The organism is Citrobacter sp. On2M, assembly GCF_018035235.1.
Lineage (GTDB): Bacteria > Pseudomonadota > Gammaproteobacteria > Enterobacterales > Enterobacteriaceae > Citrobacter > Citrobacter meridianamericanus.
Window position 1 is genome coordinate 476,399 of record NZ_WPCV01000005.1, and the last position, 15,496, is coordinate 491,894.

Here is a 15,496-nt window from a genome sequence, read left to right on the forward strand (position 1 = left end):
CTTAACCCTGCCCAATAAGCTGAGCAATCTGCCCTTGTAAGACATGAGAAAATGTGAGCCATAAAGCACCTAACGCCAGCGCGCCGACAAGCCATGCCAGCCACCAGCGGCGCTTACCGCCAGAGAAGCCGGAAGCCCGCATGATGACTGGCGCATCGTGCTTTAATTTAAAAGGCATCGCCTGAGTCGCCAGCGCTTCAAGAACATCTTCACGACGTTCGTCACCTTGCTCACGATAGCGCCCCACAAAACCGAGTGTGATTGCGCGATAAAAACAGGTTAATACGGCGGTGTCAGGAACGGGCTCGCGCAGAACGGTACGGATGCGCTCCCAAAGTTCTTCCCCGGCATTGGTGGTGTTGAAATAGCGGGCCTGTAAAGGTGTCGCAAGCCAGGTGATATAACCGCTATCCTGACGGTTGCGGTTCAACACGCTTTCATCCAGTAATGCACATTGCGTATAGAGCATGTGCTCAACGCTGTGTTCGCTGTATCCCATGTCACGCAATGCTTTACGTGCAGAATCAATCCATTGGCAGGCCCGGCGATAGAAAGCAGCACCATCGTCGACTTCCGACCCATCGCGTAATTGGCTTACAGCAAGCCAGGTTGGCCAGAACACCTGATCAATATCCTTATTCATTTATTTCAATCCATTAATACTGCAAATAGCTCAAGTTGAATCTCTCCCAACGTTCCCGGCACATAGAAAGCGCAATTACCGGCGTCCAGCATGGACTGGGCGGCTGGATGATTAATCTCAAGAGCAAAATATTGATTTTCCAGTCGTAGTGGGATAGCGGCGGGTACATGCGTCAGCGGTTTTAATGGAATGCCGCTGAGTGCCACATTGACGACATCTGACACATCAGCCCGACTCCCGGCTTTACACAGTTGTGGAAACTGTGTCAGGAGGACATGCGCTGGAAGAGCCGAACGAACGGACAGATAAAAATCAGCGCCTTCACGCAGTCGGGCATCCGACAGAGCGCCATACCAGAACTGTCGCTCCTGCGTCAGTTCAATCGCGACAACGCGAGATGGCAGGCTGGCTTCCAGTAGTTCCACCAGCAGTGCAAACAGTGGCGGGAATACCTGCTGCGGATTTGCGTGCTGGTATGGAGGTACAACGCTGACATCATTTTCTAATGAAAAGGTCAGCAGGCTGCCGGCTAACCGCGCCAGCTCACGCCACAAAAGCTCGGGGTGACGGCCTGGGTTTTGCAGCATTTCTTTCAGAACAGGCTCCGAGCTATTAAGCGCATTCAGCAGCCAAAATAATGAAACGTCTGCTACCGCAAAATCCGCCATTCGTTCATTACTTTCACGGCGCAAGGCCATCAGGCGGCGACAACGGGCCTGGATACGGTGTACCAAATCACCGAGCGAATTGATTAATGAGGGGCTCGCTGAGAGTGAAAGCGAGGGGGGTAAAAAATCGCGTGCCAGCTCCCATTGCCCCTGAGCATTACGAATAAGGCAAGCTACCGGACAGGTCAGATAAGCGCTGTTATCGTCGTGGGCATACCGAAGGGTAATAGCATGCCGCAGCACCGCCATATCAGTCCTTTCCTGGCCTGCAAGATCCTGCACTGGCAGCCATTCCTGCTGCCAGCGACACGGGCGGCTAACGCCGTTGCCTGATGAAAGATTACCGCCATTAGCCGAAAGCAGTGGCAATGCCAGCACGATATCAACGCTGTTGTAACCAGCAAGGTGCGATAAATCACACGCCGGAGGCAGGTTATCTGAAATACCTGTATCCACTAACGTTCCGTCAGGAAAGCGCACCACCAGATTAACGGGATTCAAACGGGAAACCGTTAGCGCACTTTCGTCAAACTCCGCGCTGATGACACCCCATGGTGAGGAAAGTGACATGTGTGCCACTACGTCAGCGACATAGGCATCCCAACGTGTCTGCTGCTGAAACTGCTGGGGAGCCAGAAAGGCCCCCTCGCTCCATAACGGACGGTAGATCTTCATCGCACCTCCTGTGCGCTGCGTCGTTAAGATTTCGACTTAGGCATTTGTGAAACTAACGACAGACTGACGTCCATACCTTCAACCTGGAAATGCGGAATGGCATACAGGCGCACACGGAAGAAACCGGGGTTATCCTCAATATCCTCTACCACGACACGCCCATCACGCAGCGGGTGTGATGCCTGCAAGTCATCGCCAGGATCGGTCATTTCGGTTACCAGACTGCGCAGCCAGTTATTAAGTTCAAGCTCAAGCAGACGGCGATCTTTAGTCGTGCCAATATTTTCCCGCTGCAGGATTTTCAGGTAGTGAGCGATACGAGAAAGCAGGAAGATATATGGCAGACGTGAGTTAATCCGGCTGTTAGCCGTCGCTTCCGGAGTATCAAACTGCGCAGGTTTTTGAGCCGAGTTAGCAGAAAAGAAGCAGGCGTAATCACGATTTTTATAATATGAAAGCGGAATAAAGCCGAGATTAGCGAATTCAAACTCACGGGTTTCCGGAATCATTACCTCAGACGGGATTTTCACCTGATTACCTGTACCCAGATCGTACAAATGGATAGGCAAATCTTTAACCGCACCGCCCGCCTGTGGCCCACGGATCTGGACGCACCAGCCATTCTTGATAAAACTTTTCACCATGTTCACAGCGAAAGAGAAAGAGGCGCTGGTCCACAGATATTTTTCGTGATCCGGCCCCTTAACTTCTTCAACATAGTTAAAACTACGTACCGGCACGGTATCAGGGCCATACGGCAGACGCCCCAGTACACGCGGCATAGTCAGCCCGATATAGCGTGAATCGTCGCTATCACGAAATGCTTTCCACTTGATGTATTCAGCACGTTCGAAATAATCATTGATATCTTTTATGGCCGCGACTTCTTCCATATTTTCTTTCAGGAAGAATTTAGGCCCCACGGAACCAATAAACGGCATATGACAGGCAGCCGAGACGCCAGAAATATTGCGCAGCAGTGCAATATCCTGCGGGCTGTTATCAAATTCGTACGCTGAAATCATTGCCGCAATGGGTTCGCCGCCTGGTTGGTCATATTCTTCAATATAAACATGACGGTATAACCCACTCTGAATAAGCTCCGGCGCGTCGTCAAAATCATCACGTAGCGCATCCTTGCTGATATCCATCATTTCTACACGGACATTTCGGCGAAAATCGATGCCGGTAATCATCGAATGCAAACCACGCCAGAGCGATTCTTGTTTTTGAAATTCTACATGATGCATAACTTCATTAACCTGGTCGCTAATCTGCTTATCCAGGCGAGCAATCTGCTCATCGAGCAGCGTTTTATCCAGACGTTCCAGGGGCTGCGCAGCATCCGCCAGACATGAGACCAGAACCTGAATCGCAGCGGTCACGCGTTCAGCCGGCGCGGCATCAGATAGCGCTTCATCGCTCTGCCACGCATCGATATTTTTTAATGTCGAAACCGGGGCAAGATTAATTTTGTCAAAGAGAGACTGATAAACGCTGCGTTCACTGGTCGTGGTGGTCGCGACTGAAGAAGTATGTTCCTGAACAGACATCAGCATATTCCTTTTATGATCCTTTACTATTCCTGCCGATTAAGCGGAGGAAACCCTGTATAGCGTTAAATCTCTTTCGGCATCATGGTTGCCAGTTCTTCACGCAGTTCCTGACTCAGGGCTGGATCTTTAAGGATGATTTCCAGCTCGCGACGAAAAGCGGCGTTATCGAGTAAGTTAGATTTCAGGTCACGCAATAAGTTACGCATAGCTAACAAAACGCGTAATTGTGGGATATTCCTTGCGACCTGTTCGGGTTCAAAATCGCGGATATTTTTAAAGGTAAGGTTAATATCGTCTTTTCTGTCATCGCCAGCCAACGTATTTTTAACACTCAGATTAACTACTGGTGAGAACTTAGCCAACACATCGTTAAAATTATTCTTATTAATATCAACCTTTTCGCGCTCCGATAATGGTCGTTGTTCTCTACCATTACTGAAATCCCCCACGGTCAAAAGCTTTAACGGCAATTCAACCTTTTTTTGCACGCCTCCGGTATGTAAATCTAACTTAATATTAACGCGTGCCGTCGGCACTTCACTCTGAAAACTGTCACCCATACGTCCCTCTCAGACCGGCGATTCCTGCCGATGTTTTGCATTTCCTGACGGAGCACTTTTCCAATTGCTCAACGTGTTTCTTACAACGTCATTTCTGTGGGCAGTCAACAATGACCGTTAATGACAATTAATGATTATAATTAGTATGTCGATGTAATCCGATATATTCCACGCGGGAAAACATGATCGGCATCACTAATCAACCAAATAACATATTAGTGATATTTATTTAAAATCAAAATCAATAAAACATTTATTTAATACAAGCAGCAGGAATTAATCATCGTTAAAAGCATTCATCAACCAAATGCATTTAAGCTATAAAACATTACCCAAGAAAATACTTATGAATTTATATATACACTACGTAACTTATTTAAATATAATCAGCACCAAGTTAACTGTAAATTAAAAAAAGCCGGAGATAGACTCCGGCTTTCGTATTGCAATCAGAAACATGCCAAAAGATTACTCTTCCTTTACCACAATCAGCGGTTCGATATCGCTCTCTTTTTTAATCACCAGCGACTCATCGCCGCGCAAGCAGGTCCCGCCGTAGTTACCGCCTACGGTGAAAGTACAAACCTGAATATATTTACCGGCAATGTTTGGCAGACACCAAAGCTGCTGGTAAATGTTCTTCTGCTCGGCAAACTTACCGCTGGTTTTATCCAGCAATTCTTCCTGATGACTCACCAGATCGATGTTGCTGCCACAGCGTCCTGCAATAGGTTTCACCGCATAACCGGTTTGCGCCAGCTCTTCATTAACCGTGAAATCGGTATCAAGCAAATAGCGGTGATGCGGAAAAAGCTGCCAGAGGATCGGCAAAATCGCTTTGTTGCCTGGGATCACCGTCCAAAGAGGTTCGAAGACCAGCACTTCCGGGCGCAGCAGCACGTCGATTAAACGCACTTCCTGATTGGTATGCCCGGTACGAATTGGCACCGCGGCGTACTCCGTTTCGCTAACCTCTCGCACCTGCTCTATCGCAGTTTCCCACGCCCAGGTTTTCCAGACACAGTTCACCAGGCGACCGTCACCGTCAATCAGTTGACCGGCATCATCCCAACGTAGCTCATCGAGGCCATGCAGAATTTTGCTGTCAAACCCAGCCTGACGCAGCGCCTGCTGCATAAACTGTGCATGGTAATTTTCCTCTATATCTTTGTCCTGCATGATGTGGACAAAAGGACGCGCGCGGCTGTGCTTCCAGGCACCCGCCAGTTCGTTGATCAACCCTTCAGCCGGGTTGTGTCCCTGCCCTGTGTAGCCCCGCTCAGCCCATCTTTCGAGGATCAAACCGGCTTCGGTATGGCACGATGCGGAATCGGCGTTGTACTCATACACCTTCAGCCCGCGTTCATCCATACAGAAATCCATACGCCCCGTAATCATATGATGCCGACGACGCTGCCAGGAAAGGCGCAGTCGCGGCCAGAGGATTTTCGGAATATCGAACAGCGCCAACAGGTTGTCGTCTTTCAGTACCTTGTCGGTCGCGTGCAGGTACATCAGGTGCAACTCGTTCGTGGCTTTGATCAGCTCCTGCTCGGCACTCTCGGTAATGGTGAAGTACTGATGCGGATCCTGATTAATGACGTGGCCGTTGGCCAGCACGTAGGCTTTTTGCAGCGGATCCTGCTCATCCAGCCATTTACCGTCAAACTGTCCGTTATCTTCCAGTCGCGCACCGCCAATTTTCAGCGAGTCATTGGCGATTTCCGGCTGCGGCAGGCTGTAACGAGTATCCTCGGTCTGGATCATCCAGCCAAGGATGGTGGTGTCGTCAAAGGTATCCCGCAGAGTGTAGCAACCGTTTTCAACCACCATCTCCAGCTCGCGGGTCCACTGCTGTCCGGGAGGCAGCGGCGTATGGAGCACGTTCTGTTCGGCAATACGGATTTTGTTTTCCAGCAACTGGGTGACGACCGCCACATGGCCGGTATCTTTAAATTCGCCGCCTTTTTGCCAGATAAGCAACGCGCCTGCTACCGGTGCGCGGGGTGAACCATTGGGAAATGCCTGTAACGGCAAGATATTGTCATTCACCACTTCACGCAGGAAGCGTAAGGAGAAGATCTCCCAGGCCATGCCTACATCGGTGAAGACCACACCATAGTTAAGGAAGAGAAAGCGGCGTGCGAACTCTACGCACTGCCATTTGTGGCCCATGTATTCGTCGTCGATATAGCTGCGAAATGCCGCATCATCGTCGTAGTCCCGTGGGTCAAGGGAGCTGTAATCTGAAGAGTAGATTGCTACGCCGCCTGGGGCGTAGCCCAATAATGTCCCGAATGGGGCATCCTGACTGGTCGTTCCTTTGCTCATGCACCTTACCTCAAAACAATACAGCCTGAGCAGGTTGGCGTGAATTTTTCGCTCTGATTGCCTGCTCTGCGACACTAACCGGACAGAGGTCGACACCATCATACACCTCAACGCAGCGGCTGGCGCTCAGAGGCGAAAAATTCACAGCAGGATCTACGCCTGGGTAAGGATTACCGGCACGCTTTTATAGGCCGGAGTCAAACTTTGTGTATCCACCGCGTCCAACGAGAGCAGGACATTCGCTTCAGGCAGATACGCGCCAATTGAGCCCTCCGCCATGTTGTAAATCACCACCGTTAAACCGTACATGATGCGATCCGCACACGGCTGACCGTTGTCGTCCAGCGCCTGAACGTTAACCACATCACCCTGGCTCAGACCACGAGCCGCCGCTTCCTGGGCGCTTAAAAACACCACATCCCGACGACCAGTAATGCCACGATAGCGATCGTTCAGACCATAAATCGTGGTGTTGTACTGATCGTGGCTGCGTAGCGTCGCCAGCACAAGCGCAGCAGCAGGCTGGTTCTCCCGCTCTACCGCCCGCTGATGGCTGACGATAAAGTTGGCTTTGCCATTTACCGTTCGCCATTCACGGCGCGATGCAGGGGTATCCATACGAAACCCGCCCGGTTCAGCAATACGGGCGTTGTAGTCGTGGAACGCCGGGATCACGGCTTCAATGGCATTACGGATCAGCGCGTAGTCCCCGGTCAACGCTTCCCAGTTTACCGGCGAAAGCGGCAGCGTGGCGCGCGCCATGCCCGCCACAATCGCGGGCTCTGATTTTAGCCAGCGGGAAGCCGGTTTCAGCGCGCCACAGGACGCGTGAACCATCGACATCGAGTCTTCGACGGTCACCGACTGAATGCCCGTCGCCTGCATGTCGCGCTCGGTTCTGCCCAACGCGGGGAGCAGGTAGTTATGTTTTGCCAGCAGCAAATGCGATCTGTTAAGTTTGGTCGCAACGTGAACCTGCAGATCCAACTTTTTCATCGCCGCAAAGGTACGCTGCGGCTGCGGCATCGCCACCGCCAGATTACCACCCATGCAGATAAGCGCTTTTACGTCTCCGCGCTCAATGGCGCGAATACTCTCCACGCTGGAGCGGCCATGTTTGCGCGGAACGCGGATAGAGAAATGCGTCTCAAGGCGTTGCAGGAATTCTTCGGACGCCGCTTCGTTAATACCCACGGAACGATCGCCCTGCACGTTAGAGTGACCGCGCAACGGGCAGATCCCCGCCCCCGGCTTACCTATATTGCCTTTCAGCAGCAGCAGGTTTACCAGTTGCTGGACGTTCTCAGTGCCGTTTTTATGCTGGGTGATGCCCAGACCATAACAAACGATAGTGGCACTGGATTTACTGTAGCTGTGCGCCAGATCTTCCATCTGACTGCGCGTCAGGCCTGAGTCCTGTTCCAGTTCCGCCCAGCTACGCTGGCGTAAGTCATCATACAACGCGGCATATCCGGCAGTGTGATCATCGATAAACGCATGATCGAGCGTCGGTTGTTGATCCAGTAAGATCCGTGCCTCATCCATTTCGATCAGCGCCTTCATGATGCCTTTGAGCAGCGAGGCGTCACCGCCCATTTTTACCTGGTAGTAGTCGTGGCTCAGCGCCGTCGCCTGACCGGTGAACATCTCTTTCGGACTTTGCGGGAAGCTAAAGCGCTCAAGCCCCCTTTCGTTCAGCGGATTAATGGAGATAATTTTAGCCCCGCGTTTGGCAACGTCGCGTAAGGTGGTCAGCATGCGCGGATGGTTAGTGCCTGGGTTATGCCCGATACAAATCACCAGATCGCAGTGGTCAAAATCCTCAAGTTCAACGGTCCCTTTTCCAAGGCCGATAGCCGGCGTTAGCCCTGCGCTGGTCGGTCCGTGGCACATGTTTGAGCAATCAGGGAAGTTGCTGCTGCCATATTCGCGGGCAAACAGTTGATACAGGAACGCCGCCTCATTTGACGTTCTGCCGGAGGTGTAAAACTCAACCTGCTGGGCTGAATCATAACTGTGCAGACGCTCGCCGATTTCCTGAAATGCGATATCCCAATCCACCGCTCGCCAGGTATCTGATGCGGCATCGTATTTCATGGGATGCGTCAAACGACCGATATTTTCCAGCTCATAATCGCTGTAGTGCCAGAGTGCGGAAACCGGGTGACGGCTGAAAAATTCCGGTGACGCTTTCTTGTTGGTTGTCTCCCAGGAGACCGCCTTAACGCCATTTTCGCACAACTCCATTGGCGCCCGATGCTCTGGGTCCGGCCACGCACAGCCTGGACAGTCGAACCCTTTAACCTGGTTCATTTTGAACATCGCGATAATGTCGCGGGCGACAGCCTTTTGCGAAAACAGCGAAGCAGTAACGGCTTTTACCGCGCCCCACCCACCCGCCGGGCCCTGATAACCGCTTACTCCTGGAACACCTTTTTTCATTATTACTGCTTATTCACCACCAATTTTTGATGGTGAATACGGTAGCAATTTCCGTGCAACATTGATTTCCTCTTCATGGAGTACGGGCCAGGTACAATGAACGGGTTAGATTTATCTTCCCCTTTCAGCACAAAACGGCATAAAGTCCCAATCTGTTAAATTGAGTTCTACCTGGCTGCTACACTGCATCAAACAACCACTCAGAAGGCAGATCACTATGTCAGACAATACCTATCAGCCCGCGAAAGTCTGGACGTGGGAAAAATCGAACGGCGGCACGTTCGCCAATATCAACCGCCCTGTTTCCGGCGCCACCCACGAGAAAACGCTGCCGGTTGGCAAACATCCGCTGCAGCTCTATTCGTTGGGAACGCCAAATGGGCAGAAAGTGACGATTATGCTGGAGGAGTTGTTAGCACAGGGCGTGAAGGGCGCGGAATACGATGCCTGGCTCATCCGCATTGGCGATGGCGATCAGTTTTCCAGCGGCTTTGTGGAGGTGAATCCGAACTCGAAGATCCCGGCGCTACGCGATCACTCGCAAAACCCACCGGTTCGCGTATTCGAATCTGGCGCAATCCTACTCTATCTGGCGGAAAAATATGGTTATTTCCTGCCGCAGGATTTGGCTAAGCGTACAGAAACGCTGAACTGGTTGTTCTGGTTACAAGGCGCTGCCCCGTTCCTTGGCGGTGGCTTTGGTCACTTCTATAATTATGCGCCGGTTAAAATTGAATACGCGATTAATCGCTTCACCATGGAAGCCAAGCGCTTACTCGACGTGTTGGATAAACAGCTAGCGCAGCATCAGTTTGTCGCCGGAGATGAATACACCATTGCCGATATGGCGGTCTGGCCATGGTTTGGTAATGTGGTTCTGGGCAACGTGTACGACGCGGCAGAGTTCCTTGACGCCGGAAGCTACAAGCACGTACAGCGCTGGGCAAAAGAGGTGGCAGCGCGTCCGGCGGTTAAACGTGGTCGGATTGTAAACCGCACTAACGGACCGCTGAACGAGCAGCTTCATGAGCGCCATGACGCCAGCGACTTCGACACCAGCACCGAAGATAAGCGCCAGGGCTAACGCAAGATGCCGGATGGCGGCATAAATGCCTTATCGGGCCTACATCTAAGGCATAGGCCCGATAAGCGCAGCACTATGAGGCACAAACCGGTTGTCACGCGCTGGTGACGTCGTACTCCATGCGGCGAAGTGCGTCTAACGTGGCTTTAGCTTCATCTTCATCAATGATGCTCATGGCGAACCCTACGTGCACCAGCACCCATTGCCCGACCAGCTCAGCCGTATCACCTTCACAAATCAGGGCAATATTGACATCACGTTTGATGCCGCACACTTCAACCTGCGCAAGTTGGTGAATATCTTCACCAACGGCCAGAACCTGACCAGGGACTCCAATACACATATCTGACTCCGCCCCATAGCAACCTATGGGTTATTCGACTTCAATACTTTTCACTTTCAGTGAATCGCCCGCATCAACTCGCAGACGATCCCCCTGACAATGTGGGCACTGCGCATCATGCTGGGTGATTTCCACAACCTGACTGCAATCCCAGCACCATGCCTGGGCTGGCTTGTAATCAATATGCAGCTCACACCCTTGCGCCAGCGTCCCCTGACAGACGATGTCGAAACTGAAACGCACGGCGCTCTCTTCAACGCAGGAGAGCGCCCCGATTTCCAGCCAAACGCCGGTTACTCGTTTGACACCGTGCTGCTCTGCCTGCTGTTGAACAATCTCAACCGCGCTCTGACAAAGGGACAGCTCATGCATTTTCGCAGTTCCGACGACCCAGCAGCAGCGCGCGGCGATTGAGCTGCGGCGCATTTGGATCGCTCACCGGCAGCGATAACAGCATTCGCGCGCAATCGTCAGTCAAGCGTACGCCTTCCTGCGACGACATATTGTGCGAAAGCGGTGACATCAGTGAACAGGAAAGGTATTGCGATACGCCCTCCAGTTCACCAACGGTAAAGGTCATCTCGCCATACGGTAGACGCAGCCCGATTTTTTCGCTGACTTTACGTACCGGCCAGATCTGGTCTGGTCCAGGGAAAATCAGTGCGCTGAGCATCCAGGGTGTGATAACACACCCCGTCCACTGCCCTTCAAACAGAGTAAAATCAGAGACATATACCGGCATGTTCGGATGCAGAAAAGAAAGATCGTGCATCGAGCGCCGGGCAACCTCTTCAAACGCTGCCTGAATCTGCATCTTCGGGGCCGTCTGAAAACCGACAAACTCCTCAGACATGAGCCGCCTCCCGAGGGATCGCTTCAACGCCTGATTCGCGAAGCGCGGCAAGAACCTGCTCAAGCGCAGGTTCAATCATCGCTTCGACCGTTGGCGTTAGCCCGATATGCGGCTCCAGCGATTCCGGAATAATGCCGACTAACGTCAGCTTTTTCGGAAACTCGCCGGTGAAACGCAGGGCCGACAAAACGTCGGCCAGGCCAAGCTGGTGCGGTGAGATTTTGTTGGTAAACAACGCCGGGATCTCTTCATCCCGCAGGACCATCATCGTTCCTGGCGTGTTTTTCTTCGACACAATAGCGTCAGCAATGATCAGATGATCTCTGTTCGCCATATCGCCGAGAAGCTCCATCCCAGCCGTACCACCGTCCAGAACATCAACAAAGTCTGGCAGGATGTACCGTTGCTCTAATGCCTCAACGATACGTACCCCGATGGCTTCGTCGGTCAGCAAAATATTGCCGACCCCTAAGACTAATATCCGCATTACAGAACCTTAACTGAGACCACTTCGTTCCCGTCAACGTCCACCACATGCACCGCACATGACATACAAGGGTCGAAGGAGTGAATGGTACGAACCACTTCCAGCGGTTTGTTTGGATCGGCAATCGGCGTTCCTACCAGCGAGCGCTCATACGGTCCCACTTCATCATTAAAGTTACGTGGGCCAGAGTTCCAGGTTGACGGTACAACCGCCTGGTAGTTGCTGATAATGCCATCTTTAATCACCATCCAGTGAGACAGCATACCGCGCGGCGCTTCGAGGAAACCAACACCTTTGAATTCGCCCGTTGCCGGAATATCCGGTTTCACGAAGGTGGTGTGGTCGCCTTTACCGATGTTCACGATCAGCGCGTTGTACTGATCCTGCAGAACGTTCTGCAGTTCACAGCAGTGAACGGTACGACCAATAATACGGCCCAGCGTAGAGTGCAACTGCGACACTTCGATAGTTTTACCGGTCAGCTTGGTGTAAATCGCGATGATTTCATTCAGCTTGGCATGAGTAGACTCGCGTTTGGCCGCCAGTTTACACAACATGTTGGCCAGCGGCCCCACTTCAACCGTTTTACCGTAGAAGGTCGGCGCTTTAACCCAGGAGTACTTACCGTCATCTGACCAACCGGTGTAATCAGGAACCGTTGTACCTTCCCACGGAGCCTGCGGCGCTTCGTCTTTGTACCACGCGTGTTTCGCACTCTCCTGAATCCCTTTGATCAGGTACTCATCGGAGTGAGAGGTGATCGGACGATAGGTCGACAGATCTTCATTGGTGATGTAACCCCCCGGGAACAGGAAGCTGCCGTTTTTACCGTCAGTCGGGAATTCCGGTGCGCTCAGATAGTTAACCGCACCCTGACCACGTTCCAGCCACTCAGGATAGAACGCCGCAATAACCGCAGTATCTACCTTGTAAACCTGCTCAACGAAGTCGCTCAGCTTATCAATGAAAGACTTGATGTACATCAGGCGTTCAAGGTTCAGCACGCCAAGACCGTCGAGGTTAATTGGGTTAGCAACCCCCCCTACTGCCAGGTTCTGGATGTGCGGCGTTTTACCGCCCAACAGCGCCACAACGCGGTTGGCATCACGCTGGCATTCCAGTGCCTGCAGGTAGTGAGCGACCGCAATCAGGTTCACTTCCGGCGGCAGTTGCATTGCCGGGTGACCCCAGCAACCGTTGGCAAAAATACCTAACTGACCGCTGGCAACAAGGTCTTTAATCTTGTTCTGAACCTTAGTGAACTCTTCTGCGCTGTTCAGGTGCCAGGAGGACACACCGTTCAGCATGGCAGACGCTTTCGCTGGATCGGCCTTCAGCGCAGAGGTGATATCCACCCAGTCCAGCGCTGAGAGCTGATAGAAGTGAACAATATGGTCATGCGTGGTGTGCGCGGCCAGAATGATGTTACGGATATACTGTGCGTTTACCGGAACATCAATATTCAGCGCGCTTTCTGCAGCACGAACGGAAGAGATAGCGTGAGTGGTCGTACAAACGCCACAGATACGCTGCACAATCATCCAGGCATCGCGCGGATCGCGGTTTTTCACAATCTCTTCCATGCCGCGCCACATGGTACCGGAAGCCCATGCTTTAGATACCACGCCATTTTCGATTTCGCAGTCGATGCGTAAATGACCCTCAATACGGGTTACCGGATCAATAGTAATTCTCTGGCTCATGCTTTGCTCGCCTCATGACGATTTTGATCGTTTTGTTTTAAAGGAGGAAGTATCGGCAGTAGACGAATGAGTACGATGTATGCACAAATCTCAATAGCCACAAAACCAATAGAAATCAACAGTTCTTCCCAGGTCGGGAAGTAGTGGTAGCCACCACCAGGATTGAACGCCACCAGCGAATAGGACAGACGCCATGTCGCACAACCCAGCAATGCGCTCAGCGCAGACAGATACAGCATGCGCGAGTCGTTACGCAGCTTAGTGACGCGCAGCACCACCAGCGGGAAGACCATCAGCACGACCTCAAGCCAGAACATGGCTGAGTAGAAATCGCCTGCAAACGCATACGACAGCTTGTCGCGATAGATCAGTTCGCCAAAGCGCAGAACCACGAAAATCGCCAACAGCACGCTGATGGTGTTCGTCAGCTTGATGAACAAACTTTTCTCGTCAGGGCCGTTACCTTTCAGACCAGCTTGTACCAACGAGCCTTCAAAGATGACGATCGAGAAGCCCATAATAAAGGCGGTTAATACCGAGAAAAGCGGCAACATTTCATAAGCTTGCCAAAGCGGATGTACTTTATAACCCGCAGAAATCATCAATGAACCCATTGAAGACTGGTGCATGGTTGGCAGCAGCGCGCCGAGGGCAATAATAAAGAACATCACTTTATTCAAACGCTTGAGAGAAACTTTCCACCCCAGACGTTCAAACAGAGCCGGAGCAAATTCCAGCGCCATGATGCCGATATAGATGGTCATACAGACCGCCGTTTCGAACAGTACCGAGTTCACGTTGAAGTGACCCGGAATGTAGAAATACGGCAGATTCCAGTAACGACCGACGTCAATGGTGATCGACAGACCGCCCAGCGAGTAGCCAAACAGGCTCGCCAGCAGCGCCGGACGTACCAGCGGATGGTATTGTCCTCTGTTGAAAACATACACCGCCCACGCCAGCGCCCAACCGCCGCACGCAAAGCCAGTACCAATCAACAGGTCAAATGCAATCCATACCCCCCATGGGAAACCGCCGTTCAGATCGGAGACTGAACCCAATCCGAAGACCAGACGTTTCACGATCAGGAGCATGCACAGGACGATAAGCGGCCCAAAAATAATGACCGGTTTGCTGATTATTTTTCCGCCCAGCGGTTTAGGATCATGACTCATGATCGTCTCCTCCATCGTGATGGTCGTTTTTCGTGTTACGACGAACCAGCACGGTTAAGCCCGCCAGCGCAGCCAGGGGTAGTATCATGCCCTTGTACAGGGAATGTTGAACATGTTCGGAACGCGCACCGGTTGAAAGATCATCCAGTTTCGGCAGATCCAAATCCTCGTAAGGAACACCCGTCAGCACCATAACCTGCGTACCCCCCCCCTCATTCTCACCGTACAGATGGGGGTAATACTTCGGTACCGTATGCAGGTAGGTATCGCCTGCTTTCACCGTTTGACGCGGATAGTGGTATTCGCTGCCAGGCTTCAGCGCGAGACGTTTTTTCGCCTCAGCCATCAGCTCTTCACGGGTACCAAAAATCACCGCACCGGCAGGACACACTTCAACACAACCCGGTAAACCGCCTTTGTCCAGACGCTCAACGCCTTTCTGGTTACAGAGTTCACATTTGTGAAGCGCACCAAACGGGTTGTTGTAGTCGTACTTAGGCACGTTGTACGGGCAGGCAACCATGCAGTAACGACAGCCTGTACAGACATCTTTGTCATAGTGGACGATGCCGGTTTTCGGATCTTTCTTCAGCGCGGAGACCGGGCAAACGGAGACGCAGTTCGGATCGACACAGTGCATGCACTGTTTCTTAATATATGCGTAGCCATTTTCTTCCTGGTCTTTGTTCACACCTGTTCCGCTACGCCACACCTGGATGATGTTATTGGTATACGGAGACAGTTTGTCGTTGTTCGACCAGGTCTGCTCGCCTTCCGGGTTACGCGCCGGGAAGTTGATATCCTGACACTTGGTGACACAGGCCTGGCAGCCTACGCACAGCGTCGAGTCATAGAGCATCCCCAAAGAACCAGGGATCGGCGGACGGTTTTCTGCAGCCGCATGGCTGATGGACGGCGCGGCGCCCAACAGCAATGCCCCGCTGGAGGCTGCTTTAATAAAGTTACGTCTGTTCAC

14 protein-coding genes are annotated in these 15,496 nt (G+C 52.1%); 1 reads left to right on the forward strand and 13 read right to left on the reverse strand.

All coding sequences use genetic code 11. From position 1 onward, the window contains the following. Window position 1: 1 nt before the first annotated feature. From tssL to On2M_RS20240, 6 genes are all read right to left on the reverse strand, one after another. Window positions 2–643: a type VI secretion system protein TssL, short form gene (gene tssL, locus On2M_RS20215; protein ID WP_210905364.1), complete on the reverse strand. Its 642-nt coding sequence runs from the start codon at window positions 641–643 to the stop codon at window positions 2–4. Between the two features lie 5 nt (window positions 644–648). Next, the gene (gene tssK / locus On2M_RS20220) at window positions 649–1,986 is read right to left on the reverse strand and encodes a type VI secretion system baseplate subunit TssK (RefSeq protein WP_210905365.1); all 1,338 of its coding nucleotides are present in this window, start codon (window positions 1,984–1,986) and stop codon (window positions 649–651) included. Window positions 1,987–2,009: 23 nt separating this feature from the next. Further along, window positions 2,010–3,539, reverse strand: a complete 1,530-nt coding sequence (tssC, locus tag On2M_RS20225) for a type VI secretion system contractile sheath large subunit (RefSeq protein ID WP_187253245.1) — start codon at window positions 3,537–3,539, stop codon at window positions 2,010–2,012. Window positions 3,540–3,604: 65 nt separating this feature from the next. Then, window positions 3,605–4,102 carry a type VI secretion system contractile sheath small subunit gene (gene tssB / locus On2M_RS20230; protein ID WP_210905366.1) on the reverse strand — a complete coding sequence of 166 codons (498 nt, stop codon included), beginning with the start codon at window positions 4,100–4,102 and terminating at the stop codon, window positions 3,605–3,607. A gap of 468 nt (window positions 4,103–4,570) precedes the next feature. Next, window positions 4,571–6,433, reverse strand: coding sequence for a bifunctional glutathionylspermidine amidase/synthase (gene gss / locus On2M_RS20235; protein ID WP_187253246.1), 1,863 nt, complete (start codon window positions 6,431–6,433; stop codon window positions 4,571–4,573). A gap of 153 nt (window positions 6,434–6,586) precedes the next feature. Next, a complete protein-coding gene (locus On2M_RS20240; RefSeq protein WP_210905367.1) occupies window positions 6,587–8,875 on the reverse strand; it encodes an FdhF/YdeP family oxidoreductase in 2,289 nt (762 codons plus the stop codon). Between the two features lie 217 nt (window positions 8,876–9,092). Between On2M_RS20240 and yghU the strand changes: the two genes are divergently transcribed. Further along, window positions 9,093–9,959 carry a glutathione-dependent disulfide-bond oxidoreductase gene (gene yghU, locus On2M_RS20245; RefSeq protein WP_210905368.1) on the forward strand — a complete coding sequence of 289 codons (867 nt, stop codon included), beginning with the start codon at window positions 9,093–9,095 and terminating at the stop codon, window positions 9,957–9,959. Window positions 9,960–10,053: 94 nt separating this feature from the next. Here yghU and hybG read toward each other — a convergent pair whose 3' ends face one another. From hybG to hybA, 7 genes are read right to left on the reverse strand one after another with little or no spacing between them, the layout of a single operon-like run. Further along, a complete protein-coding gene (hybG, locus tag On2M_RS20250) occupies window positions 10,054–10,302 on the reverse strand; it encodes a hydrogenase maturation factor HybG (RefSeq protein ID WP_003024459.1) in 249 nt (82 codons plus the stop codon). 30 nt (window positions 10,303–10,332) lie between these two features. After that, complete coding sequence (gene hypA / locus On2M_RS20255) at window positions 10,333–10,674, reverse strand: hydrogenase maturation nickel metallochaperone HypA (RefSeq protein ID WP_003024462.1); 342 nt, start codon at window positions 10,672–10,674, stop codon at window positions 10,333–10,335. Continuing rightward, a complete protein-coding gene (gene hybE, locus On2M_RS20260; RefSeq protein ID WP_210905369.1) occupies window positions 10,667–11,155 on the reverse strand; it encodes a hydrogenase-2 assembly chaperone in 489 nt (162 codons plus the stop codon). Before hybE ends, hypA begins: the two co-directional genes overlap by 8 nt. Further along, entirely contained in the window at window positions 11,148–11,642 is a 495-nt protein-coding gene (locus On2M_RS20265) for a HyaD/HybD family hydrogenase maturation endopeptidase (RefSeq protein WP_003024473.1), read from the reverse strand. The genes hybE and On2M_RS20265 overlap by 8 nt, the downstream gene beginning before the upstream one ends. Then, window positions 11,642–13,345, reverse strand: coding sequence for a hydrogenase 2 large subunit (gene hybC, locus On2M_RS20270; RefSeq protein ID WP_003024476.1), 1,704 nt, complete (start codon window positions 13,343–13,345; stop codon window positions 11,642–11,644). Before hybC ends, On2M_RS20265 begins: the two co-directional genes overlap by 1 nt. Further along, window positions 13,342–14,520: a Ni/Fe-hydrogenase cytochrome b subunit gene (hybB, locus tag On2M_RS20275; RefSeq protein WP_115601464.1), complete on the reverse strand. Its 1,179-nt coding sequence runs from the start codon at window positions 14,518–14,520 to the stop codon at window positions 13,342–13,344. The genes hybC and hybB overlap by 4 nt, the downstream gene beginning before the upstream one ends. Next, entirely contained in the window at window positions 14,510–15,496 is a 987-nt protein-coding gene (hybA, locus tag On2M_RS20280; protein ID WP_187253248.1) for a hydrogenase 2 operon protein HybA, read from the reverse strand. The genes hybB and hybA overlap by 11 nt, the downstream gene beginning before the upstream one ends.

What these genes read in the sequence shown, in the direction of transcription:
- tssB (WP_210905366.1), bottom strand. Translation starts at nt 4,102, where the DNA reads ATGGGTGACAGTTTTCAGAGTGAAGTGCCGACGGCACGCGTTAATATT.
- gss (WP_187253246.1), bottom strand. Translation starts at nt 6,433, where the DNA reads ATGAGCAAAGGAACGACCAGTCAGGATGCCCCATTCGGGACATTATTG.
- hybC (WP_003024476.1), bottom strand. Translation starts at nt 13,345, where the DNA reads ATGAGCCAGAGAATTACTATTGATCCGGTAACCCGTATTGAGGGTCAT.
- yghU (WP_210905368.1), top strand. Translation starts at nt 9,093, where the DNA reads ATGTCAGACAATACCTATCAGCCCGCGAAAGTCTGGACGTGGGAAAAA.
- tssC (WP_187253245.1), bottom strand. Translation starts at nt 3,539, where the DNA reads ATGTCTGTTCAGGAACATACTTCTTCAGTCGCGACCACCACGACCAGT.
- On2M_RS20265 (WP_003024473.1), bottom strand. Translation starts at nt 11,642, where the DNA reads ATGCGGATATTAGTCTTAGGGGTCGGCAATATTTTGCTGACCGACGAA.
- tssK (WP_210905365.1), bottom strand. Translation starts at nt 1,986, where the DNA reads ATGAAGATCTACCGTCCGTTATGGAGCGAGGGGGCCTTTCTGGCTCCC.
- hybE (WP_210905369.1), bottom strand. Translation starts at nt 11,155, where the DNA reads ATGTCTGAGGAGTTTGTCGGTTTTCAGACGGCCCCGAAGATGCAGATT.
- tssL (WP_210905364.1), bottom strand. Translation starts at nt 643, where the DNA reads ATGAATAAGGATATTGATCAGGTGTTCTGGCCAACCTGGCTTGCTGTA.
- hybB (WP_115601464.1), bottom strand. Translation starts at nt 14,520, where the DNA reads ATGAGTCATGATCCTAAACCGCTGGGCGGAAAAATAATCAGCAAACCG.
- hybG (WP_003024459.1), bottom strand. Translation starts at nt 10,302, where the DNA reads ATGTGTATTGGAGTCCCTGGTCAGGTTCTGGCCGTTGGTGAAGATATT.
- On2M_RS20240 (WP_210905367.1), bottom strand. Translation starts at nt 8,875, where the DNA reads ATGAAAAAAGGTGTTCCAGGAGTAAGCGGTTATCAGGGCCCGGCGGGT.
- hypA (WP_003024462.1), bottom strand. Translation starts at nt 10,674, where the DNA reads ATGCATGAGCTGTCCCTTTGTCAGAGCGCGGTTGAGATTGTTCAACAG.